This is a genomic window from Streptomyces sp. NPDC093065, assembly GCF_044754585.1.
Taxonomy (GTDB): Bacteria; Actinomycetota; Actinomycetes; order Streptomycetales; family Streptomycetaceae; genus Streptomyces.
In genome coordinates this window covers 452,408-474,099 of the sequence record NZ_JBIVPJ010000004.1, presented here as the reverse complement: position 1 = coordinate 474,099, position 21,692 = coordinate 452,408, and the positions used below count along the sequence as shown (strand labels likewise).

The window sequence follows — 21,692 nt, the reverse complement described above, 5'->3', positions numbered from 1 at the left end:
CGGGCCGGGCGCCGGTCACACGAGCGGGATCGTCACCTCGTCCTCGACCGGCGGGTCCACCTCCTGGGCCCGGTTGCCGGTGGCGGCGTAACAGCGCAACCGGACCGCCTCCGGCGTCACGTCCAGACGCAGGAAGCACTTGAAGAAGGGCGGGCTGTACGTCGCCGAACCCGGTGAGAACAACTGCGTGTAGATCTTGCGCACGGGGAGCCGGAACCGCTTGCGGCGCTCGGGCCGCCGTGCCGTGCCGAGCAGCCCGGCGACCAGCCGGGTGCGCCGGGTGACCCGCGCGCCGCTGCCGGGGGCGCGGCCGGTGCGGATGCCGAGGCGCTCGGCGATCACGGCCGTGGCCTCGGCCTCCGTCAGGGTGAAGAAGCGGCGCAGCCGGAGCCGGCGGCCGTACAGGGCGCTGTAGAAGGCGAGCGAGTCGCCGCGCAGCGGATAGGAACGGAAGTCGTCCTCGGTGACGCCGGCCACCGAGACGCGCGGGATGGTGTGGGTGGCGTGCATGAACGCACCGCCGCCGCCCGCCACCACGTACTGGACGGTACGGCCGTCCACGTCGACCGGGTAGCGCTGGTAGTTGTGGATGTCGCCGCCGATCGCGGCGACGTAGTGGTGATCGGGATCGCGCACGATGTCGTCGACCGTGCCGCCCCCCTCGATGGAGCACGGGTGGTGCTCGCCGTCCACGTACAGGGGCGAGCCGGTGACGAGGATCTTCGGCCGGTCGCCCGCCGACACCTCGCGCAGCCAGGCGCCCTGCTCCGCGTCGATCGTGCCCAGCAGCCCCGTGTCGATGCCGACGATCCGCACCGGACCGGCGTCGACGGCCCAGTACGGCCCCGGCTGGACGGCCTGCTGGGCGGGGGACGGACGCAGTTTGCGCGCCTCGTCCAGGTGCCGGCCGTCGTCCGGGCGCGGCCGGTGCCACAGCAGGGACCGCAGCCGTGCGGGGGAGAACGGGCGTGGCGCGGGCACCGGCGGCAGGGGCGGGGCGTCGTCGCAGAAGACGCGCATGAAGCCGCCGAGGTCCTCGTACCAGTCGTGGTTGCCCGGTATCGCGTATATGGGAGCCCGGTAGTCGCCGTAGGGGCGGAAGAACTTGGTGCCGTAGTCGTCGGCGCTGCCCACCGGGTAGATCACATCGCTGGCGAGGACCGCGAACCGAGTGTCACCGCCCGCCTTCAACAGCCCGGGCACGACGGCGTACTGGGGGTCGTCGCCCTCGCCCGTGTCACCGATGACCAGGAAGGAGAACCGGTCGGGATCGTCCCGCCGGATCACCTTGTCGGCCGGTGCCCCGGCCGCCGCCCGCTGCGCCACCCAGCGGGAGCGGGTGCGGCCCGTGGGGTCCCCGAACCAGGAGGCCAGCACGCCGTTGCGGGCGGCCCACAGCGTTCTCGGGTCCAGCCAGGACAGCTTCTCGGTGCGCTGCGGCATCAGCGCCCGGTAGGCGCCGGGCTCGGCGGAGCCCCAGCCGGCGCCTTCGGCGGAATCACGTGAGGAGTTGGACACCCGGGCACGGTAACAACGCCCGGTCCGGGGGCCGGACGGGGGCGGGCCCGCCGAGTCCGGTGCAGGGCGGGCCGTTTCGGACGTCCGGGTCAGAAGGTCCGCTTCAGGAGGTCGAACAGCGCGTCCCAGTGGCGTTCCGCGGCCTTCTCGTCGTACGCGGAGGTGTCGGCCTGGGTGTAGCCGTGGTGCGCGCCCGCGTAGACCTCGCAGCGATGGGGCACGCCCGCCGCGGTCAGGGCCGCCTCCAGGCGCTCCTGTTGCTCCGCGGGCATACCCGGGTCGTCGTCGGCGTGGGCGAAGTACACCTCACCGGTGAGGCGTCCGGCCACCCGGTGCGGGCTGTCCGGCGCCTCGGTCGCCAGGTTCCCGCCGTGGAAGCCGGCCGTCGCCGCGACCCGCTCGGGATAGGCACCGGCGGTACGCAGGGCGAGGGCGGCGCCCATGCAGTAACCGACCACCGCGACCGGTCCGTCGGCCGCCTCCGGACGGCCGGCCAGCCACCGCAGATACGCGTCGGCGTCCCGCTCCACCTGTTCGGGCGTGAGCGACCGCATCATCGGCCCGAGGCGCTCGAAGATCCTCGGCCGCGACGCCTGGTCGATGAACTCGGGCAGTTCCACGACCGGTGCCCGCCCCTCCCGGTACAGGACGTTGGGCACCGCGACGGTGTACCCGGCAGCGGCCAGCCGGTCCGCCATGGCGCGCAGGGACGGGCGCAGACCGAAGCCGTCCATGTACAGCAGGACCGCGGGATGCGGCCTCCCGTCGTCCGGGTGGGTCAGAAAGGCGTCGGCGGTGCCGTCGCCGGTGGGAATGCCGGTGTCGGTGCCCTGCACTGCGGTCATCGCGGGGTCGTTCCCTTCTGTCGGAATGTCGGTTGTCCCGTGGACGGCCCGCTACTCGAACCGGGCCGTGTCGCCCGCGCCCCGCCGTACGATCTCCGCCTCGCCGTCGGAGAAGTCGACGACCGTGGTCGGCTCGGTGCCGCAGTCCCCGGAGTCGACGACCGCGTCCAGCACGTGGTCGAGCCGGTCCTTGATCTCCCAGCCCTGCGTCATCGGCTCCTCCTCGTCGGGCAGCAACAGCGTGCTGGACAGCAGCGGTTCACCGAGTTCGGCGAGCAGAGCCTGGGTGACGACGTGGTCGGGGATGCGCACGCCCACGGTCTTCTTCTTCGGATGCTGGAGCATCCGGGGCACCTCCCTGGTCGCGGGCAGGATGAAGGTGTAACTGCCGGGGGTCGAGGCCTTGATCGCCCGGAACACGTCGTTGTCGATCTGCACGAACTGGCCGAGCTGCGCGAAGTCCTGGCAGACCAGCGTGAAGTGGTGCCGGCTGTCCAGTCGGCGGATCGACCGGATGCGGTCGATCCCGTCGCGGCTGCCCAGCCGGCAGCCCAGCGCGTAGCAGGAGTCCGTCGGGTACGCGATCAGCGCGCCGGAGCGGACGCTGTCGGCGACCTGGGCGATGCTGCGCGGCTGGGGGTTGTCGGGGTGCACGTCGAAGTACTTCGCCATTCACCGAGCTTATGCCCGTCCGGCCGCCGCGGCCGACCCGCCCGGCGGGTCCCGCCGCCGAGTCCGCGAAGGGGCCCGGGCACAGCGCCATGAGGTAACGTCCCCGACCTGGGCCGGGGACGAGACGAGACGAGGAGAAGGCCGACGTGGCGGGCCGACAGGACGCGGAACGGCAGCGGGCATCCGGAGCCGGTGAGCATGCGGAATGGGCGCGGGAGCTGCTCGAGCACCTGCGGCCGGCCGGACGCGACCTGAACCGGCTCGTGGCCTGGCTCGCCGGCACCGCGCACGCGGCCGTGTCGCTGCAGGACGGCACCGGCCGGCTGCTGGCCGGCACCCGTGTGCCGCTGGACGAGGGCCTGGTCGCCGACGTCACCTCCGGCCGGATCGCGTCGGCCGCACTGGAGGACCGGGGCCGCCATCTGCGGCTCGTCCGGGTGGAGCGGTCCCGCCCGGCGCGGGCCGCCGTCCTCGCGGTGGCCCGCGAGGGGCCGTTCGACCGGCGCGTCTCCGAGATCGTCACGCACACCGCGCAGGTGGTGCAGCTGCTGCTGGCCGGCCACGAATCGACCGCGGCCGGGCACCGGCTGCGGCGGGCCACCTCCGACCTGCGCCTGGCCATCCTGCAACTGCTGATGGTGGAGGACACGGTCTCCGCCCGCCGCGTGGCCGCCGGACTCTGGCCCGGCCTCCTCGACACCGACACGGCCTGCGTGTACGTCGTGGAGAGCAGCCCCGCCGAACGGGACCGCCTCGCCGAGGAGTGCGTGTCGGCGACGGGGGAACGGGCGCTGGTCGTGCGGTGCCCGGCGGTGGACGGACACGTGATCGTCCTCGCGCCGCGCGACACCGCCGGGCGGGAGCTGCGCTCGCTCGTCGGCCGCCGCCCCGGCGTCTTCCTCGGCGGCAGCGCACGGCAGGGCCTCGCCCGTACCGCGGCCGCCTACGGACAGGCCGTCAGCGCCCTGGCCGTGGCCCGGTTCCATCCCGAGAAGGCGGCCCTGTACGCCGAGCGGACCCGCCCCGAGCGGCTGATGGACCCGGCGGAACTGCACGACTGGACGGCCGGCGTGCTGAGCCCGCTCGACACCCTGTCGCACCACACGCGTGCCGAACTGCTCGCCACCACCCGGCTCGGTCTGGAGTTCACCGCCGTCAACACGGCGAAGGTCCTCGGCGTCAGCCGCAACACGGTCCGCGCCCGAATGGACCGGGTCGAGTCGCTGCTGCGCACGGACTTCGCCGACCTGACCGTCCGGGCCGCCGTCCACCTGGCCCTGAACGCCCAGGTGGGCCTCGCCGAGCCCCCGCCGGGCGCCGGCACCCGGGCGGGCACCGCCCGGCTCACCGGCCTGCTGTCCGGGCCCGCGCTGCGTACCTGGGCCGTCGACCTGCTCGGCCGGCTGGACCCGGACGGCCGGGACCTGCGGCGCACCCTGCGCACCTGGATCGCCGCCGGCGGCAACGCCGAGCGCGCCGCACAGAAGCTCGGCATGCACGCGCAGACCGTCCGCGAGCACGTGCGCAGCGCCGAGCCCGTACTCGAACGCGAGCTGCTCGCCGCCGGCAGCGACCTGTACGAGGTCGTGCTGGCCCACCTGGCGACCGGCGACCTCGACCAGCCGCTTCTGTACGGGACGAAACCGGGCCATCCGGACTCACCTGTGCACGAGTGAGTCCTCGGGGGCCCGGCAGCGGGCATCGGCACGATTCACAACCGCGGAGCCGTCCACGTAGGTTCGACGGGCAGGGGGCACGACCGGAACGGGGGACCGGTCGCGCCCCCTGGGGCCCGTCCGGCGGTCAGCCGTGGGGCAGGACCACCGCGCGGCCGGCGACCCTGCCCTCGTGCAGCCGCTCGTAGGCGAGCGGGGCGTCGTCCAGGGAGTACGTCTCGGTGTACACCGACACGGCACCGGAGCGCGCCAGGCTCAGCACCTCGATCAGTTCGCTGCGGCTGCCCCAGTACGGCGCGTTGACCGACACCTCGAAGGGCAGCATGCCGAAGCCGACCGGCAGCGAGCCGCCGCCGATGCCGACCAGCGTGACGTCGCCCTCGACGGCCGCGACGGCCCCGGCGGTCTTCACGGTGGACGCCACGCCGACGAAGTCGAACACCGCCTCGGCGCCGAGACCGCCGGTGATCTCGCGCACCGCGTCCGCGGCCTTCGCGTCCGACAGCACCGCCCCGTGCGCGCCCACCGCACGGGCGAGGCGCAGCTTCTCCTCGCTGACGTCCAGGGCGACGACCCGGGCGGACGTCAGCGCGCGCAGCAGCTGGATCGCGACGTGACCGAGGCCGCCGGTGCCGATGACGACGGCGGTCGAGCCGGGGACCAGCTTGGGCAGCGACCGCTTGATCGCGTGGTACGGCGTCAGCCCGGCGTCGGTCAGCGGCACCGCCGCGACCGGGTCGAGCCCGTCCAGCGGGACCAGGTGCCGGGGGTCGTCGACGAGCAGGTACTCGGCCATGGAACCCGGACGCCCGAGCCCCGGCGGGCGGATGCCCAGTTCGTCGGCGCGCAGGCAGTAGTTCTCCTTGCCCTCGGCGCACTTGGCGCAGGTGCCGCAGCCCCAGGGGCCGTACACGGCGACCGCGTCGCCCTCGGCGATCCGGGTCACCCCGGCGCCCAGCGCGGCCACGGTGCCGACGCCCTCGTGGCCGAGGGTGAGCGGCAGCTCGTACGGGAAGCCCTCGGCGGGCCAGCCCATCACCGCGATGTCGGAGTGGCAGACGCCGGCGGCGGTCACCTTCAGCAGCACCTGGCCGGGGCCGGGCTCGGGATCGGGGACGGTGACGACCTCGGGCGGGGCCCCGATGGTGCGGTACTGCAGTGCCTTCATGACCGAACTCCTTTGTTCTCGTCCCCCCCCCGGTGGACGACCTGCGGTCAGACGGCGGTGTAGGCGCCGTCGACCAGGTGGTAGCTGCCGGCGACGAAGGACGCGCGGTCCGACAGCAGGAAGGCGATCAGCTCGGCGACCTCCTCGGAACGCCCGAGGCGGCCGGCCGGGTGCAGGGCGACCAGGCCGTTGTGGGCGGCCTCGTCCATGGTCTTCAGCAGCGGGGTGTCGATGAAGCCCGGACCGACCGCGTTGACCCGGATGCCGCGGGCGGCGTACTCGGCGGCGGCCGCCTTGGTCAGCCCGACCACGCCGTGCTTGGCCGCGACGTAGGCGGGGGAGCCGGCGAAGCCGACCGAGCCGAGGATGGAGGCGACGTTGACGACGGCGCCGCCCCGGCCGCCGGCCAGGATGGCGGGCAGCTCGTAGCGCATCGAGTAGAAGACGCCGTCGAGGTTGGTGCGTACGACCCGCTGGTAGGCGTCGACGTCGTACTCGCCGGTCGGGGCGCTGGGGCCGCCGATGCCGGCGTTGTTCACGGCGAGGTCCAGTCCGCCGTAGGCGTCGACGGTGAACGCGACGGCCGCCTCGACGGACTCCGGGCGGGTGACGTCCAGCTCGGCGGCGGCGGCGCGCACGCCCCGCGCCGTCAGCTCGGCGACGGCCTTCCCGGCGCCCTCGGCGTCGAAGTCGGCGACGACGACGTTCGCGCCGCCGGCACCGAGCCGGCGGGCGGTGGCCAGGCCGATGCCGGAGGCGGCGCCGGTGACGAGGGCGGTACGCCCGGCGAACTCGGCGGCGTACTCGGTGGTGACGGGGGTCGTTCCGGTGGTGCTCATGGTGCTGTTCTCACTCTTCGGTGGTGCTGTCGGGGGTCGCGGCCGCGGCCTCCGAGGTCAGGGCGTCGTAGGCCCGCTCCACGAGGGCGGCGAGGTCTGCGGCTCCCGAGTCCCGCTCGTCGCCGCGCGCCCACAGGCGCAGGGCGGCGATCAGGACACCGGCGGCGGCGTCGACGACGGCGGCCGGGCGCACGTCCCGGGCGTCGTCGCTGCCGAGCCGGCCGGCGACGATGCGGATCGACTCCTCCTGGGCGTCGACCCGGATGCGCTGGTAGGCGGCGAACAGCTCGGGCTCGGTGTCGGCCAGGGCCAGCAGGCGGCGCATCCGCGGACGCACGTGCCAGGCCGGGTCCTCCCGGTCGGCCAGCCAGTCCCGCACGGCCCTGCGGTAGGCGAGCAGGGGCGGCTCGTCGGCGGGGCGGGACCGCAGCAGAGCGTTGATCCGGTCGCCGTCCCGGCGGACGAAGTCGAGCGCCGCGTCCTCCTTGCCGGCGAAGTGCCGGCTGAACGTGCGGCGCGTGACGTCCGCGCGCTCGGCGATCGCCTCCACCGTGGTCGCCGCCGGCCCGCGCTCCAGGATCAGGTCGCAGGCGGCGGTGGCCAGCGCGTCGCGGGTCTGCCGCGCCCTGCGCTGCCGCCGGTCCTCGATGTGGTCCTCGGCGGTGCGGGAGGGCTTCGTTGCCGTCATGCCTCCGAGCGTACACCTGGAAATGTCCCAATGGGACATGTGACCCTCTGGGACATTACATGCGCCGTACGGCCCGCCGTCGGGCGCGGCTCACCCCGCGCGCCGCAGCGCCGTGCGCGCCGCCGCGACCGCCTGCTCGGCGTAACCGCGCCCGAACAGCACGGCGTGCACCAGCAGCGGGAAGAGCTGGTGCAGGCCGACCCGGTCGGCCCAGCCGTCGGCGAGCGGCGCCGCCTCCTCGTAGCCCGCCGTGATCCGGTCCAGGTGCGGACAGCCGAACAGGCGCAGCATCGCCAGGTCGGTCTCCCGGTGCCCGCCGTGCGCGGCCGGGTCGATCAGGTGGACGTGCCCGTCCGCGCCCCACAGGACGTTGCCGCTCCACAGGTCCCCGTGCAGCCGGGCGGGCGGCTGCACGGGCCCCGCCAGTCCGGGCAGCCGCTCGCAGACCCGTTCGACGTCGGCCGCCTCGTCCGCCCGGACGGTGCCGGCGTCGACCGCGCGGCGCAGATACGGCAGCACGCGGTGCGCGGCGTACCAGCGGGGCCAGTCGTCCCCGGCGACGTTGCGCATCGGGGCGAGCCCGATGCAGGCCTCCTCGGGCCCGCCGGGCGGCGGGGCGCCGAACGCGGGTGCCCCGGCGGCGTGCAGCCCGGCCAGGTCCCGGCCGAACCGCAGCGCCGCGCCGGAGCTCGGCGGGCCCTGCGCCACCCGGTCGGAGACCAGCCGGCGCTCGTCCGCGCCGTGCACCACCGGGACCCGCACCGTGCCCGCGTCCGCCAGCCAGCGCAGCCCGGCGGCCTCGGCCCGTGCCGCACCGGGACCGTCCGCACGCTTGACCACGACGGTGCGGCCGTCGTCGAGGTCGACTTCGGTGAGCGACCCGGACAGCGGGCGCTCGGCGGTCACCGCCCGGCCGGTGAACCGGGCCGCGACGGCAGAGGAGGAGTCGGCGGGACACATGACGTGGAGCCTAGGACCACCACGCACCGATTCAGGCCCGCGCCGCCCGCGCCGCCCGTGCCGCGTCCGCCCGGGACCATACGGAGGCCGGCCGCGACCGCGCCGCGTCCGCCCGGGCCGGGCTGCCGCCGACCCGGTGAAAAGCGCCGGGTGTCCCGATCGGACCCGCCGAATACGGGGGAGCGATGGGAGTATGACCAGTTCAGCATTTCATCGCACGATCACCCTGCCGGCCCCCGTGTGCCGTCAGGCCGCACAGCACCTCGAGCAGGCGGTGCACAAGGCCATCGACGGTGCCGCGACGCCGTGGCGCGCGTTCCGCGGGGCCGACGGCGACGACTACGCGTTCTCCGTCCCGGTCGTCGAGCAGGCCGCGGGCTGTCTGCTGGTGCTGGCCGCCGAGAGCGCCCAGAGCCTGCGGCCCTCCGCGCTGCGCGCCCTGATCACGGTCGCGCTGCACCTGCGGGACGCGGCCGAGGCGGTCCGCCGCCCCGCGGTCCCCAGCCCGGCCTGGTGAAGGCCCCACGCGGGGGTGCGGGAGGGCGGGGCGCGCGGAAAACACCGTGCTTGGGGCCTGAGCGTGTGTTTGGCTCGACGCCATGGAGTACACCCGATTCCTCGACTGCCTCGCGGCCGACCACGACCGGCTGCGGGCCGCGGTCGAGGCCGACGCCGACGCCCCGGTGCCGACCTGCCCCGGCTGGACCGTCGCCGATCTGACCCGGCACGTCGGCGAGGTCTACCTGCACAAGACCGCCGCCATGCGCGACGGGGCCGAGCCCGATCCCTGGCCGCCGAAGGAGTTCGCCGACGAGGCGCCGACGGCGCTGCTCGACCGGGGCTACACCGCGCTGCGCGCCGAGTTCGCCACCCGCGCCCCCGAGGACCCGGCCGGCACCTGGTACGGCCCCGACCAGAGCGTCGGCTTCTGGATCCGGCGGATGGCGCAGGAGACCGTCGTCCACCGCATCGACGCCGAACTCGCCACCGGCCGGCCCGTCACCGCCGTACCGGACGATCTCGCGGTGGACGGGATCGACGAACTGCTCAAGGTGTTCGCCTCGTACGCCGTCGCCGAGTGGGGCGACTACTTCACCGAGATCCTGGACGGCTCGCCCGGGCGTACGTTCCTGGTGCGGGCCGGCGACGAAGCGGCGTGGCGAGTGCGGACCGGTCCGGGCGAGTTCACCGTCACGGACGGCGCGGGCGACGGCACGGCCGACGTGACACTGAGCGGCTCCCCGGAGAGCGTGCTCAGGTCGCTGTGGAACCGGGCGGGCGAGGACGACGGCGGCGTGAGCGTCGAGGGCGCACCCCCGGCCGTGACGGAACTGAGGCGCTGCCTCGTCGTCGCGACCCAGTGACCGGGCGCCCGGCACGAGGCAGCGGGCGCGGGCCTCACGGGCCGATGAGACGCAGCGCGCCCCACAGGGCCACCGTCGAGGCGGCGACCGCGGCCGGCACGGTGAGCAGGCCCAGCAGGGTGAAGCGGCGCAGCTCCACCTCGATGCCGTGCCGGTGCAGGATGCGCCGCCACAGCAGGGTGGCCAGCGAACCGACGTAGGTCAGATTCGGGCCCAGGTTCACGCCGATCAGCACGGCGAGGACCTGGGAGGGACCGGCGGGCGCGGCCAGGGGGAGCAGGGCGAGCACGGCCGGCAGGTTGTTCACGAGGTTGGCCAGCAGCGCGGCGACCGCCGCCACCCCGAGCAGCGCCGGCAGCGAGTCCCCGTCCGGCAGCAGCCGGCCCAGCTGCCCGCCCGGGCCGCCCGCCACCACCGCCTGCACCACGATGCCGAGGGCCAGGACGAACAGGCAGAACAGCGGTGCGGCGGCGCCCGCCATCTCCCGGGCCGTGACATGGCGCCGGGCCAGCGCCCGCCCCCCGAGCACCAGCACGCCGCCGAGCGCCGCCCAGGCGGGATCCACCCCGGCGGGCGAGGCCACGGCGAACCCGGCAAGGGTGAGGGCCACGACGACCACGGTGAAACGGGGCACCTTCGGCGCGGGCGGCGTGGCCGGCACGGTCGGGCCGCCACCGGCGCCGCCCGGCGCTCCCGGGGCCGCCGGGCGGACCCGCGCGGGGGCGACGGACACGGGACCGACCCGCGCGGGCACGGCGGGCACGGGGCCGGCCAGGTCAGCGCGGAAGAAGCGGCGGAAGACGGCGTACTCGACGGCGATCGCGGCCAGCCAGGGCAGCGCCATCAGCGCGGCGAACCGGGTGAAGGTCAGCCCGCTGGCCGTGAAGGCCAGCAGGTTGGTCAGGTTGGAGACCGGCAGGAGCAGCGAGGCGGAGTTCGCCAGGTGCGCCGTCGCGTACACGTGCGGGCGGGCCCGGGCGCCGGCCCGGGACGCGGTGGCGAGGACCACGGGGGTGAGCAGGACGGCGGTGGCGTCCAGACTGAGCACGGCCGTCACCGCGCAGGCCACCGCGAACACCCCGGCCAGCAGCCGTCGCGGGTTCCGCCCGCACCGGCGGGCCACGGCGGCGCCGACGGCCTCGAACAGGCCCTCCTTCGCGCACAGGTACGCCAGCATCAGCACCAGCGCGAGGAAGACGACGACCGGCAGCAGCGTGCGGGTCTGCTCCCACGCCTCGTGCGGAGTGATCGCGCCGAGCGCCACCACCAGCACCGCGGCGGGCACGGCGGCCACCGCCTCCGGCAGCCCCCGGGGGCGCAGCACGGCGAAGGCCAGGACGCCCAGCAGCAGGACGACGGGGACGGCCTCGGAGAGGACGGCGGTACTCAGGGCTTCTCCTCCACACCGGTGAGCCGGGCGGGAACCCGGTGATCGGCGAACGGGATACAGGGTCGCACCCCCGGCCGGGGACGACCCGTGCGGGACGTGGTGTGGCCGAGGCCACGCCGCGGGCGGGAGCCGGGCCATGTCCCGCGGGGTGCGCCGCGGGCTACCGTTCTCACGGACCCGTGTTCCCCACGACGAGCAGTTCGGACGGCCCGCCAGTGCACACAGATCTCTCCCCCGTCATCGCGGCGACCGCGCAATGGCTCGTCCGCGCCTACCCGGCGTCCGGTGGCGCGCTGGCCGGGACCCTGTGCGAGGTGCAGGCCCGGCAGGCCGGCGACGGTCGCGGCCCGGCTGCGCTACCCCACCCCGATGGACGTGGCGCTGCTCGGCGTCGCGGGACCCGGGGGCGCCGCCCGGCTCGACTGGATCACCGGAGCCGACGGCGCGACGTCCGCCGACCCGGACGCGGACGCCTGGCGGACCTGGGTGGACGAGGTCGTCGCCAGCTGGGCGGCCTGCCTGCTGACCGACCCGGCGCTCGCCGGGCCGGCGGTGGCCGCGCTGGCCGAGGGCGGGCCCTCGGCCGGGACGCCCGCGGAGTTCCGTCGCCTGCTCGCACCCGACGGGGCCGACCGCCGGGCAGCGGCCCTGCTGCGTCATCCGGACCTCGTCGCGCCCGTCGCCGCCCTGCACCACGCCCAGCTGGTGGCCCGGCTGGACCCGGGCCAGGCCCTCGTCGCCTGATCCGCGCCCGGCCGGGCGCCCGGTGCGTGCCCGCGCGGCCACCGGGGCCGGGACCTCAGGCAGCCGGCTCCAGGCCCGCCACCGGAGACACCCGCGGCGCCGCCGTCCGGCGTTCGCGCAGGAGGTGGCCCGCACCGATGGTGCCGGCGATGATCAGCCCGCCCGCGATCAGGGCGCCGCGGGCCCCGGCCAGCTCCATCAGGAGACCCAGCGCGGGCGGCCCGCCCAGGCCCCACACCGTGCCGATGCTGCCCCACACCCCGAGCACCCGGCCCCGCATGTGCGCGGGCGGGTCGGTCTGCAGCACCGCCGTGCCGGCCGTGTCGGAGACGGACTCCACGACGGCCATCGGCAGCACCATCACCAGCAGCACGGCCAGCGACGGCGACATGCCCGCCACCACCTGCAGCAGCCCGCCCGCCGCCGCCAGCGCGCCCACCACCCGTACCGAGGGGCGGCGCAGCCGGGCACCCAGGACGGCACCGACGATGCCGCCGGCCGCCAGCACCGTGGAGACCGTGCCGAAGGACCCCGCGCCGCCCGCGAGCGGCCCGGTGACCAGTACCGCCAGGGTCAGCTGGTAGTTCCGGCCGAAGACCGCGCTGACCCCGGTGACACCGGCCAGCGCCAGCAGCCGGGGCCGGCGCGCGAAGAACGCCAGGCCCTCGCGCACGCTCATGGCGTCCTTCGTCCCGCGGTCCTTCGCCGCCCGCACCTGCGGTACCGCGCCCCGCGCCGGCCGCAGGAAGGGGATGACCGACGCCACGAACAGGAACGACAGCCCGTTGGCGGCGTACGCCGCGGCCGTCCCGAGGAAGCCGACCGTCACACCGGCGAGCGCGGCGCCGGTGAGCCGGCCCGCCTGGTGCACCAGCGCGCCCACCCCGATGGCGGACGGTACGTCCTCGCGCGGGACGAGGTCGTTGCCCAGGAGGGAGCACGCCGGGCCGTCGACGGTGGCGATGACGCCGGTGACGGCGGCCAGCACCATCAGCAGGGTCACGTCGAGCCGGTCCAGCGCCACCATCAGCGCGGTCGCGAACGCGACCGCGCCGAGCAGCGCCTGGCTCACCGTGGCCGTCAGTTTCCGCGGCCAGCGGTCGACGGCCGCACCGCCGAACACGCTGATCAGCAGCGCGGGCGCGGCCTGTACGGACATGGAGAGACCCGTCGCGGCGGCGGACCCGGTGATCTGCAGGACCAGCAGGTTCTGCACGGTGAGCTGCATCCACGTACCGGCGTTGGACACGAAGTTCGCGACCGACCACCAGCGCATGCCGCGGTACCTCAGGGCACGCCACGGAGAGGTGGCCGCGGACCCGGACGGCACGGGGGCGGGAGGAGGCGGGGCGGAGACGGAGGAAGAAGACACAGGGCGCCACTCGAAGGCGGGTCACGGGACCCGGAGGGGGATACGGACGGGAACGAGGGGCCGGCTGCGCTGCGCGGCCGTTCCACTGAGCCGGAGACGGCGCCGACCATCGTGGCAGAAGGGACCGGCGAGTCGTCGCCGTCCGGCGTGCCCGCCCGCGGCCGGTGAGGACCAATCGCCGCGGACGGCACCGCACTTGGCGAGCCGAGTGTGCTTGATCACAGCACCGGGCGTCCCGGTGCGGGCCCCGCCGTCCGTGACCGCGGTCACGGGGAGTGCTCCGGGCGGCGGGCGGCTGAGCATGCGAGGGCCCCGGCGGGGCACTCGGGGCACGCTCTTCGGCGCTCTGCGAGCGCGCCGCGAATGCTCCGCGAGCGCTCCGTGAGCGCGTCGCGAATGCTCCGCGAGCGCTCCGTGAGCGCGCCCCGGCGCTCCGTCAGCGCCTCGCGGAGGGAAGAAAGGTCGTCCTCATGATGCCGACGGCGGCGTTCAGCCCACGGGGAGAGTCCCGCACACCCTGGGACCGCGTCCTGGTGACCGGCGGCGCCGGATTCCTCGGCTCCCACCTGTGCACCCGGCTGCTGGACGCGGGTGCCGAGGTCGACTGCCTGGACAACCTCTGCACGGGGCGTGCCGAGAAGGTCGCCCACCTGTCGGGCCGCCCCGGCTTCCGCTTCCTGGAACGGGACATCTCCGAACCCGGCTGCGCGGACGCGCTCCCCGGCCCCTACGACCTGGTCCTGCACCTGGCGGGCCCCGCCTCCCCGGCCGCCTGGCCGAAGCGGCCCGTGGACGTCCTCGACACCGGCAGCATCGGCACCCGCACCGCGCTGGCCGTCGCCGCCCGGGACGGCGCCCGGTTCCTGCTCGCGTCCTCGCCGCCGGTGCGTCCCGACGTCCGGGGCGGCGACGTACCGGACGACGCCGACCCCGTCCGGCCCCACAGCGCCTGCGCCGAGGCCGTCCGGTTCGCCGAGGCCCTGGTCGCGGCCCACGCGGGCGCCCACGGCTCGAACGCCGGGATCGTCCGGCTGTTCACCGGCTACGGACCCGGGATGCGGACGGACGGCACGGGGACACCGGCCGCCGCCATCGAGCAGGCCCTGGCCGGGCAGCCGGTCACGGTCCCCGGGGACGGCAGCCGGACGCAGCCCCTGTGCTACGTCGACGACATGGTCGACGGCGTCCTGCTGGTCGCGGCCGGCCGTTCGGTGCGGCCCGTGGACATCGGCGGCGACGAGGAGCCCACGGCCGCGGAGATCGCCAGGCTGGTGATCGAGCTGACGGGGTCCGACTCGCCGCTGGCGTTCGTCGAGGACACCGGGAACGGGCACGCGGAGCCCCGGCCGGTCACCGGCTTCGCCCGTGAGATCTTCGGCTGGCTGCCGAGCGTGACCTGGCAGGACGGCCTGGAACGCACCGTCGCCGCCCTCCGCGGACGGCCCGGTCCGGTCCCGACGGCGACCGGGGAGCCGACGGAGTCGCGTGCGGTGGAGGGGCGTGCGGTGGAGTGGTGGACGTGAGAGCGCCCGCCGTCCCCCGGCACGTGTGAGGGGCCCGTCGCCACGGCTACGGGCCCCTCGCGTCCCAGGTGTGCCGGCGGTGGCCGCTCAGCCGGACTTGCCCCGGCCGGACAGCGCGTCGCGCACCCGGTCGACCATGCCCGCGCCGGGGGCGAGCAGCTTGTTCATCGGGGGCTTGTCCGGGGAGGACGGGTGCGGACGGGTCGGCGCCGTCTTCTTGGCCTGCCGGACCTTGTCGCCCAACTGGTCCAGGGCGTCCGCGGGGCACGCCTCGCGGAGCCTGGGGAACAGGTTGCCCTCCTCGTCGGCGACGTGCTCACGGATCTCGCTCATCAGCTTGCCGATCAACCGGTCGAACTCGGCGTCGTCCGCCGCGCACCCCTCCAGGTCCTTCATGATCTGCTCGGCTCCGGCGTGGTCCTCGAGCTCCTTGTCCGCGAGGGCACCTCCGTTCGCCACGTGTTCACGGACGGCCGGGTACAGATACGCCTCCTCCGCCACCGAGTGCCGGACCAGCTCGATCGTGGCCTGATCGGCGTACAGCTTGCGGTCCTTGTGACCGGGCGGCAGCGCCTCGATCCTGCCGAAGAGCTCCTCGACCTCTCGGTGATCGGTCGTCAGCTCGTCGATGACGTTTCCTCCGTGTCCCATGCTCCACCTCCAGAAGGTCGTGGCGGCCCGGGGACCGACCCGCCACGGGCGTACGGACGACCGGGTCCCCCCCCGTGCGTGATGGGCCAACGCCGGGTTCAGGCCCCCAGCTTGGCCCGGATGCCGCCCGCCCGTGCCGCGGGACCGGCGGCGGCCCGCACCGAACGGTGCACCAAGTGGGCGTCGTGCCGGAGGTCCTTGGCGGCATGCCGGCCGCGCCACAGCAACGAGGGCGCGCCGCCCGTGTCGTCGGCGGCGATCAGCAGTCCGCCCATCATGGACAGGTTCTTCAGGAAGTGGATGCGCTGCTGGGTGCGGTCGGCGGGGTCCTCCGCGTCCCAGTACCGGTGCGCCGCCAGCGTGGTGGGGACCAGCGTCGCCGCGAGGGCCAGCGCGGCCAGCCGCGGACAGCGGCCGAGTCCGAGCATGAGGCCGCCCACCACGTGAACGGCGCCGTTGAGCCGTACGAGCTGCTCGGTGCTGTCCGGCAGCACCGGTACGCGGTCGGTCACCGGCCGCACGACCGGCTCGGCCGCGGGGGCCACGTCCTGCGGCCTGCGCAGCGACTGCAGGCCGCCCGCGACGAACATGGAGGCGAGCATCGGCCGGCCGGCCAGACGCAGAAGACTCATGACGCTGTCTCGCTCTCTCCGAGGGGGTGTCAACGGGGTCATCAGCGGGGTGTGCCCCACTGGGATCATCGGGTGCTCCGGGTGGCCCGCGCCATTCGGCGGGCGGTGCGGTTCCGGTGCTCTTCGGCACCGCGCCGGATGGGGAAAACGCAGGTCACAGGCTGGTGAGAATCTGGGGCGACAAGTTCTTGATCATGGTGTTGGTCCAGCGCATCTGGCGCAGTGTCTCCGGATGGCAGGAGGAGGCCGGCGCCAGCAGCCCGCTGTCCCCCGACGCCTGGGCGGCCTGGGCCGGCATCTCCCAGTGCAGCGAGTTCTCCGCCGCGGCGACGTGCAGTGCCCGCAGGTCGCGCAGGAGCAGCAGGCCCGGCTCCGGCCGGTGCGCGACCGCCTCGGACGCCTTCTTCCGCAGCGTGGCGAAGACGCCGTCCGCGCAGTGGTCCGGCAGGTCGCCCAGCTTCGCGCCGTGCTCCGCGGCGACTTCGGCGATCCGCCGCACGTGCTCGCGGGACCGGCGGGCGAGGTCGGTGGCGACGTGGTGGACCTCGTGCTCGGTGCGGTGCCGCTCGGCGACGGCCACCAGGTCGTGCGCCAGGTGCCGTTCGCCTCGGCGCAGGGTGCGCAGGGTCAGAGTGATGCCGTTCACCGGGCGCCTTCCTCGTGGGCGTGCGGGAACTCGGTGGGTTCCCGCTGCGTGGTGTGTGCCGCGGGTCCGCCCGTGGTGGGCGGGGCGACGCCGGCGCCAGCCGGTGCCGACGCGGTGGTGGTGGGTGCCGACGCCGGCCCGCGTTCGTCCAGCAGTGAGCGCGAGCGGGCGGTCACCAGCTCCATCGCGGTGTCCCAGTCCGTCTCCACCAGTCGCCCGTCGCGCCGCACCAGCGGGCGGGTCAGCCGGTCGCGGGAGCCGTTCGCCTGCCGGCCGAAGAGGTCCTTCGGGCCGAGCCGGCCCCGGTTGACCCGGTCCACGTCCCGGCCCCGCACGCCCACCATGCGGCCGTCGGCCACCGCGATGTCCATCGCGTCGCCGTCCGAGTGCAGGACGGACGCGGACTGCACCCGCCGCTGCACCGCCCCGGGGTCCACCCCCTCCGCGAGGAACGTGTCCACCCGGGCCGGCCAGGTCTCGTGCCGCCCGTAGGGCGCCCTCGCACCCCACGGCCGCGCGATCCGGTCCGTCACGTCCTCCACCGTCGGCCTCCCGTCCCCACGTCCGCACGCGTCCCGCCGTTCACGGCGCGTTCCGTCACACCGCGGGCCGCCGGGTACCCGGGCGGGGACGGTCGAAGCAAACCACTTGTGGGAGCGCTCCCAGGCAGGCAGGATGGTGCGGTGACAGCGACTGCCTCCGTACGCCCCTACCGTCCGGCCGACGCGCCGGCCCTCGACGACATCTGCATCCGGACCGCGCACAACGGCCTGGACAGCCGGCCCGTGTACGCCGACCCCGCCGTCCTGCCCGCCATCTTCGCCGCCCCCTACGTCCACCTCGACCCGGACCTGGCCTTCGTGCTGGACGACGGCGAGGGACGTGCGGTCGGCTACGTCCTCGGCACGGCCGACACCGCGCGCTTCGCCGAGGAGTTCCGGACCAAGTGGCTGCCGCGGGTCGCCGACCGCCACCCGGTACCGCAGACCCCGCCCGCCGCCCGCACCCCGGACGAGGTCATGGCCGGGCTGCTCCACGACCCCGAGCGCATGATCGTCCCCGAGCTGGCCGCGTACCCGGCCCACCTGCACATCGACCTGCTCCCCGGCTGGCAGGGACAGGGTCACGGCCGGACCCTGATGCGGACGTTCTGGCGCGCCCTGCGCGAGCGCGGCGTACCGGCCGTCCATCTGGTCATGGCGACGGCCAACACACCGGCCAGGGCCTTCTACGACCGCCTCGGCTTCCACGAGATCGCCGCGGCGGGGCTCGACCCCGCGGACGTCACCTGTCTGGGGCGTACGACGCGGGAACCGGCACGGACCTGACGGCCGGGGCGGGGGAGGGTCAGGCCGCGCCCAGCCGGTAGACGTTGAAGGCCCGGCGGATGACCGGCTGGGCCACGTTGCGCACCCGGACTCCGCCCGCCGTCATCCCGTGCTCCGAACCCAGGTGGGCGTGGCCGTGGACGGCCAGGTCGGCGCCGGCCGTGTCGATGGCCTCCGCCAGCAGATAACTGCCGAGGAACGGGTGGATCTCCGGCGGCTCCCCGGCGAGCGTGTCGGCGACGGGGGAGAAGTGGGTCAGCGCCACCCGCGCCGTGCAGTCCTCCTCGTCCAGCTCCTTCAGGGCGGCGTGCAGACTGTCCGCCGAGCGGCGTGTGGTGCGCACGAACTCCTTCATCACCGGCTCACCGAACTCGCCCGCGCTGCGCCCGACGAAGCCGCCGCCGAACCCCTTGGTGCCCGCGATCCCCAGCCGCCCCCCGGCGCACTCCACGACGGTTCCCTCGCCCTCCAGCACGCTCACGCCGGCCTCCCGCAGGATGGCGGTGACCTTCTCGGGCCGTTCGTCGTGGTGGTCGTGGTTGCCGAGCACCGCCACCACCGGCACCGGCAGTCCGCGCACCTCCCGGGCGACCACCGCCGCCTCCTCCGGTGTGCCGTGCCGGGTGAGGTCCCCGGCGAGGAGCAGCAGGTCGGCACAGTCGGGCAGGGTCTCGAACGCGGGCCGCAGCAGCCCTTGGCTGTCGGGTCCCATGTGGATGTCTCCGACGGCGGCGACGCGGATCATCACAGCTCCTCCGCATGGTCGGGGCGGGCGGTCCCGGCCACCACGACGTCCGTGTGCACGGTCAGCCCGGCCAGCTCCTCGCGGGCGACGCGCAGCACCGTCTCCCGGCACCGCGCCGAGGGCACGGTGCCCGTGACCGCGACCGTCCCGGCCCTGATCTCCGCCCGTACGCCGAGTTCGCCCAGCTCCTCCGCGGCGAGCCGCTCCTGGAGATGAGCCACGCGGTATTCGGCGTTCTCGGGGGTCTCACGGGTGTCGGGGCTCCCGTCCGCAAAGGCGGGGCCGCTCGCCGCGGGGCCCTGGTGTCCGACGGGGTCGCTCATGGCTGCTCCTCCTTCGGGGCGCCGGCCGCAGGACCGGCCGGGGGGATGATCTCCAGCCGTTCGAGGATGAAGAAGAACGCGGCGGGCATCGGCGCGTCGCCGCAGTCGCGCCGCAGCGCCTCCCAGTCGATCTTCTCCCGCAGCGTCCGGGCGATCGGCAGTACCGCACCGAAGTCGCAGTGGTGCTCGGAGAAGGCCGCCAGCAGACCGCGCAGCAGATCGGTCGGCGCCAGGACCGGCATCCGCACCGAGTCGACCGAGAGTTCCCGGGCCCGTGCCAGCAGTCCCGACGTCACCGGCTCGTGCGCCAGCTCGAAGATCAGATCGACCTGCTGCCCCAGACAGTCGGCCTTGAGCAGCCAGTCCTCGGGGGGCGTGTAGACCACCAGCCCCGCTTCCCCGAGCGTCGCGGCGACGGCGTCCGCGTCCTCGGGCCGGATGCAGAAGTCCACGTCGTGCTGGAGGTTCTGGGTGCCGCCGTGGGCGTACACGGCGACGCTGCCGGCCAGCGCGAACGGCTGCTCCGCCTTCTTCAGGATCGACCCCACCTGCTTGGCGGCCTGGAGGATCGCCTGGTTGCGGTCGAGGGGGAGATCCTCGTGAGGTGCCTCGTTCCGGGCGCCGGACCCCGGCTCACCGGCGGCCGGGCGCAGTTCGGAGACACCGGCGCGCCTGCCGTGGGCGTGGTCGTCGGCGGGCTGCCTCATCGTCGTCCCCTTCCCGGGCCGTCGCCGTCGCAGGGGCGGAACGAACCGGCCCACCCCTGTGGACGCGGGTACCCGGCGCCGTACCGCCGACACCGCGGCCCGTCGCCGGGTGGGCCGTGCGCGGATCGCGGGCACTCGGCCGGCATGAGCGACGAGCACACACGACAGGGGACCGGCCCCGACGGCGGCCGGACCGTGGAACGGCTGGTGGCGGCGTGGCTGGCCGAGACCGAAGAGCACGACTCCGTAGCCGCGGCCGAGGCCCGGGACGGATGGGAGCGGGGCGCGCTGTCCGAACGGGCCGCGCAGGACCTGGCCACCTGGGTCACCGCCCGGGTGACCGACACCGGTTTCAGCGAGGACGAGGGCCCCTACGTGGAGGGACCCGTCCGGATCACGCCGGCGGACAAGGACACCGTGCACGCCTGGCTGCGCGCACGGGGGCACCCCGTGTGAGGCGGACGGACACCGGCGCGGTGCCCGACACGGCCCGATCCGGACGGGGTCCGCCCGCTCCGGTCCGCCCGCTTTGGTCCACCTGCTTTGGTCCGCCCGCCGGCCGTCAGCCGGGCGGCATGCCGGAGCGCGGCGGTTTGCCCTCCGGGGGCGGCTGCCACTCGAACATCAGCAGCGTCGCGTCGTCCCGCAGCCGGCCCTCCTGCATGTCCAGGATCGAGTGGATCAGACGGCGCAACGACTCCGGCGCCAGCTCCCCGCCGGCCGTGGCCCGGATGACGTAGTCGGCGAAGCGTTCGAGGCCCAGCAGCTTGGCCTCCCGGGTCCGGGCCTCCACGACACCGTCGGTGTACATCAGCACCCGGTCCCCGGGCTCCAGCGCGATCTCGTACGTCCGGCGCGGCTGGGGGGGTGAGCAGGGAGGGCATGCCCATGGGCGGGTCGGTGTCACGCTCCATGGCGTCGATGATCAACCGTTTGTCGCGGATCAGGATGGGCGCCGGGTGACCGCAGTTGACTCAGTGCAGCACCCCGGTGACCAGGTCCAGCTGCGCGATGACCGCCGTGCAGAACTTGTCCGGGAGCCAGCTGGACAGGGCCTCGTCCACACTCCGCACGAGTCCGGGCAGGGGCAGGCCGGTGCGCCGGGCATTGCGGCAGGCCGCCAGCGAGACGGTGCTGGTGAGTCCGGAGGCCAGGTCGTGCCCCATGGCGTCCAGGACCGCCACGTGCAGCGTCGTCTCGGTGAGCGCGTGGTCGAAGGCGTCGCCACCGATCTCGTAGGCGGGTTCGAGGACGGCCGTCGACACCACGTTGCCGTCGCCGATGGTGCGCGGCGGCAGCAGAGCGCGGAGCATCTCGGCCGGCAGCCGCATCCGCTCGGTGCGGGTGCGCCGGACGAAGGAGTCCTCGAAGGCCCGCTTGGACGTGATCACCATGGCGAGCAGCGAGGCGAGCGCCCGGCCCCGGGTCAGCGAGGACGCGGTGAGGGAGGGCTCGTCCACGGCCAGCACGCCGAGCCGCTCGGCGCCGTCGAGGAGCGGGAACCAGGCGGTGATGCCGCCGCCCGTCCTGGACTCCTCCACCCGCAGCGACTGCGTGCGGTACGCCCAGCCCGCCAGGGAGCCGTCGACCGGGAGCGCCGGGGCCACGGCCGTCTGGGGGACGAGGCGCCGCTGCTGCAGGTCGACGAGGTAGACGACGGCGTGCCGCAGCCCCAGCGCCTTGGCGGAACGCGCCGTGGCCTCGCGCAGATCCAGGGTGAGGTGGGCCGGATCGGCGAGCAAGCGCCGCAGCGCCGCGTCGCCCGGGTCCGACGTGGACACCTCGTCTCCTCTCGTCGGGAGCCCGCCGCGGCGGGGGACGATGCCCAGCAGTCTGGCACCGCTCATTCGGCCCCGCCCCTCGGGCCGGTCGTCCGTGCGGCGCTTCGGTCCCGGCAGAAG

Annotated in this window: 22 protein-coding genes and 2 pseudogenes; 7 read left to right on the top strand and 17 right to left on the bottom strand. The window is 74.9% G+C overall.

Annotated elements, in window-relative coordinates; all coding sequences use genetic code 11:
• Positions 1 to 15: 15 nt before the first annotated feature.
• The 3 genes from ACIQFU_RS10670 to ACIQFU_RS10660 all read right to left on the bottom strand — a co-directional run bounded on the left by ACIQFU_RS10670 (position 16) and on the right by ACIQFU_RS10660 (position 3,035).
• Entirely contained in the window at positions 16 to 1,518 is a 1,503-nt protein-coding gene (locus ACIQFU_RS10670; protein ID WP_402550501.1) for a metallophosphoesterase family protein, read from the bottom strand.
• 89 nt (positions 1,519 to 1,607) lie between these two features.
• Positions 1,608 to 2,363, bottom strand: a complete 756-nt coding sequence (locus ACIQFU_RS10665; protein WP_402550500.1) for a dienelactone hydrolase family protein — start codon at positions 2,361 to 2,363, stop codon at positions 1,608 to 1,610.
• 51 nt (positions 2,364 to 2,414) lie between these two features.
• Positions 2,415 to 3,035, bottom strand: a complete 621-nt coding sequence (locus tag ACIQFU_RS10660) for an L-threonylcarbamoyladenylate synthase (protein ID WP_402550499.1) — start codon at positions 3,033 to 3,035, stop codon at positions 2,415 to 2,417.
• Between the two features lie 146 nt (positions 3,036 to 3,181).
• Between ACIQFU_RS10660 and ACIQFU_RS10655 the strand changes: the two genes are divergently transcribed.
• Positions 3,182 to 4,711, top strand: coding sequence for a helix-turn-helix domain-containing protein (locus ACIQFU_RS10655; protein WP_402550498.1), 1,530 nt, complete (start codon positions 3,182 to 3,184; stop codon positions 4,709 to 4,711).
• 127 nt (positions 4,712 to 4,838) lie between these two features.
• Here the strand turns inward: ACIQFU_RS10655 and ACIQFU_RS10650 are convergent, their stop codons facing one another.
• From ACIQFU_RS10650 to ACIQFU_RS10635, 4 genes are all read right to left on the bottom strand, one after another.
• On the bottom strand, positions 4,839 to 5,879 hold the full coding sequence (locus tag ACIQFU_RS10650; protein WP_402550497.1) for an NAD(P)-dependent alcohol dehydrogenase: 1,041 nt from the start codon (positions 5,877 to 5,879) through the stop codon (positions 4,839 to 4,841).
• A gap of 47 nt (positions 5,880 to 5,926) precedes the next feature.
• Entirely contained in the window at positions 5,927 to 6,718 is a 792-nt protein-coding gene (locus ACIQFU_RS10645) for an SDR family NAD(P)-dependent oxidoreductase (protein WP_402550496.1), read from the bottom strand.
• A gap of 10 nt (positions 6,719 to 6,728) precedes the next feature.
• Positions 6,729 to 7,406, bottom strand: a complete 678-nt coding sequence (locus ACIQFU_RS10640) for a TetR/AcrR family transcriptional regulator (RefSeq protein WP_402550495.1) — start codon at positions 7,404 to 7,406, stop codon at positions 6,729 to 6,731.
• A 90-nt stretch (positions 7,407 to 7,496) separates the two neighbouring features.
• Positions 7,497 to 8,366: a fructosamine kinase family protein gene (locus tag ACIQFU_RS10635; protein ID WP_402550494.1), complete on the bottom strand. Its 870-nt coding sequence runs from the start codon at positions 8,364 to 8,366 to the stop codon at positions 7,497 to 7,499.
• A gap of 193 nt (positions 8,367 to 8,559) precedes the next feature.
• On the opposite strand from ACIQFU_RS10635, the gene ACIQFU_RS10630 reads away from it, so the two are divergent.
• Together ACIQFU_RS10630 and ACIQFU_RS10625 are read left to right on the top strand one after the other, a co-directional pair.
• The gene (locus ACIQFU_RS10630; RefSeq protein WP_402550493.1) at positions 8,560 to 8,883 is read left to right on the top strand and encodes a hypothetical protein; all 324 of its coding nucleotides are present in this window, start codon (positions 8,560 to 8,562) and stop codon (positions 8,881 to 8,883) included.
• An 82-nt stretch (positions 8,884 to 8,965) separates the two neighbouring features.
• Positions 8,966 to 9,730 carry a maleylpyruvate isomerase family mycothiol-dependent enzyme gene (locus tag ACIQFU_RS10625; RefSeq protein WP_402550492.1) on the top strand — a complete coding sequence of 255 codons (765 nt, stop codon included), beginning with the start codon at positions 8,966 to 8,968 and terminating at the stop codon, positions 9,728 to 9,730.
• A gap of 34 nt (positions 9,731 to 9,764) precedes the next feature.
• Here ACIQFU_RS10625 and ACIQFU_RS10620 read toward each other — a convergent pair whose 3' ends face one another.
• Positions 9,765 to 11,258 (bottom strand): arsenic transporter, encoded by a 1,494-nt coding sequence (locus ACIQFU_RS10620; protein WP_402550491.1) that lies wholly within the window; start codon positions 11,256 to 11,258, stop codon positions 9,765 to 9,767.
• Between the two features lie 77 nt (positions 11,259 to 11,335).
• Here ACIQFU_RS10620 and ACIQFU_RS10615 point away from each other — a divergent pair.
• Positions 11,336 to 11,864: pseudogene (locus ACIQFU_RS10615) on the top strand (hypothetical protein).
• 55 nt (positions 11,865 to 11,919) lie between these two features.
• On the opposite strand, the gene ACIQFU_RS10610 reads toward ACIQFU_RS10615, so the two are convergent.
• A complete protein-coding gene (locus ACIQFU_RS10610; protein WP_402550490.1) occupies positions 11,920 to 13,140 on the bottom strand; it encodes an MFS transporter in 1,221 nt (406 codons plus the stop codon).
• A gap of 566 nt (positions 13,141 to 13,706) precedes the next feature.
• Here ACIQFU_RS10610 and ACIQFU_RS10605 point away from each other — a divergent pair.
• Positions 13,707 to 14,759 (top strand): NAD-dependent epimerase/dehydratase family protein, encoded by a 1,053-nt coding sequence (locus ACIQFU_RS10605; RefSeq protein WP_402550489.1) that lies wholly within the window; start codon positions 13,707 to 13,709, stop codon positions 14,757 to 14,759.
• 87 nt (positions 14,760 to 14,846) lie between these two features.
• Here the strand turns inward: ACIQFU_RS10605 and ACIQFU_RS10600 are convergent, their stop codons facing one another.
• The 4 genes from ACIQFU_RS10600 to ACIQFU_RS10585 all read right to left on the bottom strand — a co-directional run bounded on the left by ACIQFU_RS10600 (position 14,847) and on the right by ACIQFU_RS10585 (position 17,230).
• Complete coding sequence (locus ACIQFU_RS10600) at positions 14,847 to 15,410, bottom strand: hemerythrin domain-containing protein (protein WP_402550488.1); 564 nt, start codon at positions 15,408 to 15,410, stop codon at positions 14,847 to 14,849.
• Positions 15,411 to 15,508: 98 nt separating this feature from the next.
• Positions 15,509 to 16,042, bottom strand: a complete 534-nt coding sequence (locus ACIQFU_RS10595) for a DoxX family protein (RefSeq protein ID WP_402550487.1) — start codon at positions 16,040 to 16,042, stop codon at positions 15,509 to 15,511.
• 154 nt (positions 16,043 to 16,196) lie between these two features.
• Positions 16,197 to 16,688 (bottom strand): hypothetical protein, encoded by a 492-nt coding sequence (locus ACIQFU_RS10590; RefSeq protein WP_402550486.1) that lies wholly within the window; start codon positions 16,686 to 16,688, stop codon positions 16,197 to 16,199.
• Positions 16,685 to 17,230 carry a molybdopterin-dependent oxidoreductase gene (locus ACIQFU_RS10585; protein WP_402550485.1) on the bottom strand — a complete coding sequence of 182 codons (546 nt, stop codon included), beginning with the start codon at positions 17,228 to 17,230 and terminating at the stop codon, positions 16,685 to 16,687. The genes ACIQFU_RS10590 and ACIQFU_RS10585 overlap by 4 nt, the downstream gene beginning before the upstream one ends.
• A 141-nt stretch (positions 17,231 to 17,371) precedes the next feature.
• Here ACIQFU_RS10585 and ACIQFU_RS10580 point away from each other — a divergent pair, with 141 nt between their 5' ends.
• Positions 17,372 to 18,016, top strand: coding sequence for a GNAT family N-acetyltransferase (locus ACIQFU_RS10580; protein ID WP_402550484.1), 645 nt, complete (start codon positions 17,372 to 17,374; stop codon positions 18,014 to 18,016).
• A 19-nt stretch (positions 18,017 to 18,035) separates the two neighbouring features.
• Here ACIQFU_RS10580 and ACIQFU_RS10575 read toward each other — a convergent pair whose 3' ends face one another.
• The 3 genes from ACIQFU_RS10575 to ACIQFU_RS10565 are packed head-to-tail and all read right to left on the bottom strand — an operon-like array spanning position 18,036 to position 19,791.
• Positions 18,036 to 18,761 carry a metallophosphoesterase gene (locus ACIQFU_RS10575; protein ID WP_402550483.1) on the bottom strand — a complete coding sequence of 242 codons (726 nt, stop codon included), beginning with the start codon at positions 18,759 to 18,761 and terminating at the stop codon, positions 18,036 to 18,038.
• Positions 18,761 to 19,084: a BON domain-containing protein gene (locus ACIQFU_RS10570; protein ID WP_402550482.1), complete on the bottom strand. Its 324-nt coding sequence runs from the start codon at positions 19,082 to 19,084 to the stop codon at positions 18,761 to 18,763. The genes ACIQFU_RS10575 and ACIQFU_RS10570 overlap by 1 nt, the downstream gene beginning before the upstream one ends.
• Positions 19,081 to 19,791, bottom strand: a complete 711-nt coding sequence (locus ACIQFU_RS10565) for a hypothetical protein (RefSeq protein ID WP_402550481.1) — start codon at positions 19,789 to 19,791, stop codon at positions 19,081 to 19,083. Before ACIQFU_RS10565 ends, ACIQFU_RS10570 begins: the two co-directional genes overlap by 4 nt.
• A gap of 144 nt (positions 19,792 to 19,935) precedes the next feature.
• Between ACIQFU_RS10565 and ACIQFU_RS10560 the strand changes: the two genes are divergently transcribed.
• On the top strand, positions 19,936 to 20,247 hold the full coding sequence (locus ACIQFU_RS10560) for a hypothetical protein (protein WP_402550480.1): 312 nt from the start codon (positions 19,936 to 19,938) through the stop codon (positions 20,245 to 20,247).
• A gap of 106 nt (positions 20,248 to 20,353) precedes the next feature.
• Here the strand turns inward: ACIQFU_RS10560 and ACIQFU_RS10555 are convergent.
• Positions 20,354 to 21,638 (bottom strand): annotated as a pseudogene (locus ACIQFU_RS10555) (PP2C family protein-serine/threonine phosphatase).
• Between the last annotated feature and the right edge of the window lie 54 nt (positions 21,639 to 21,692).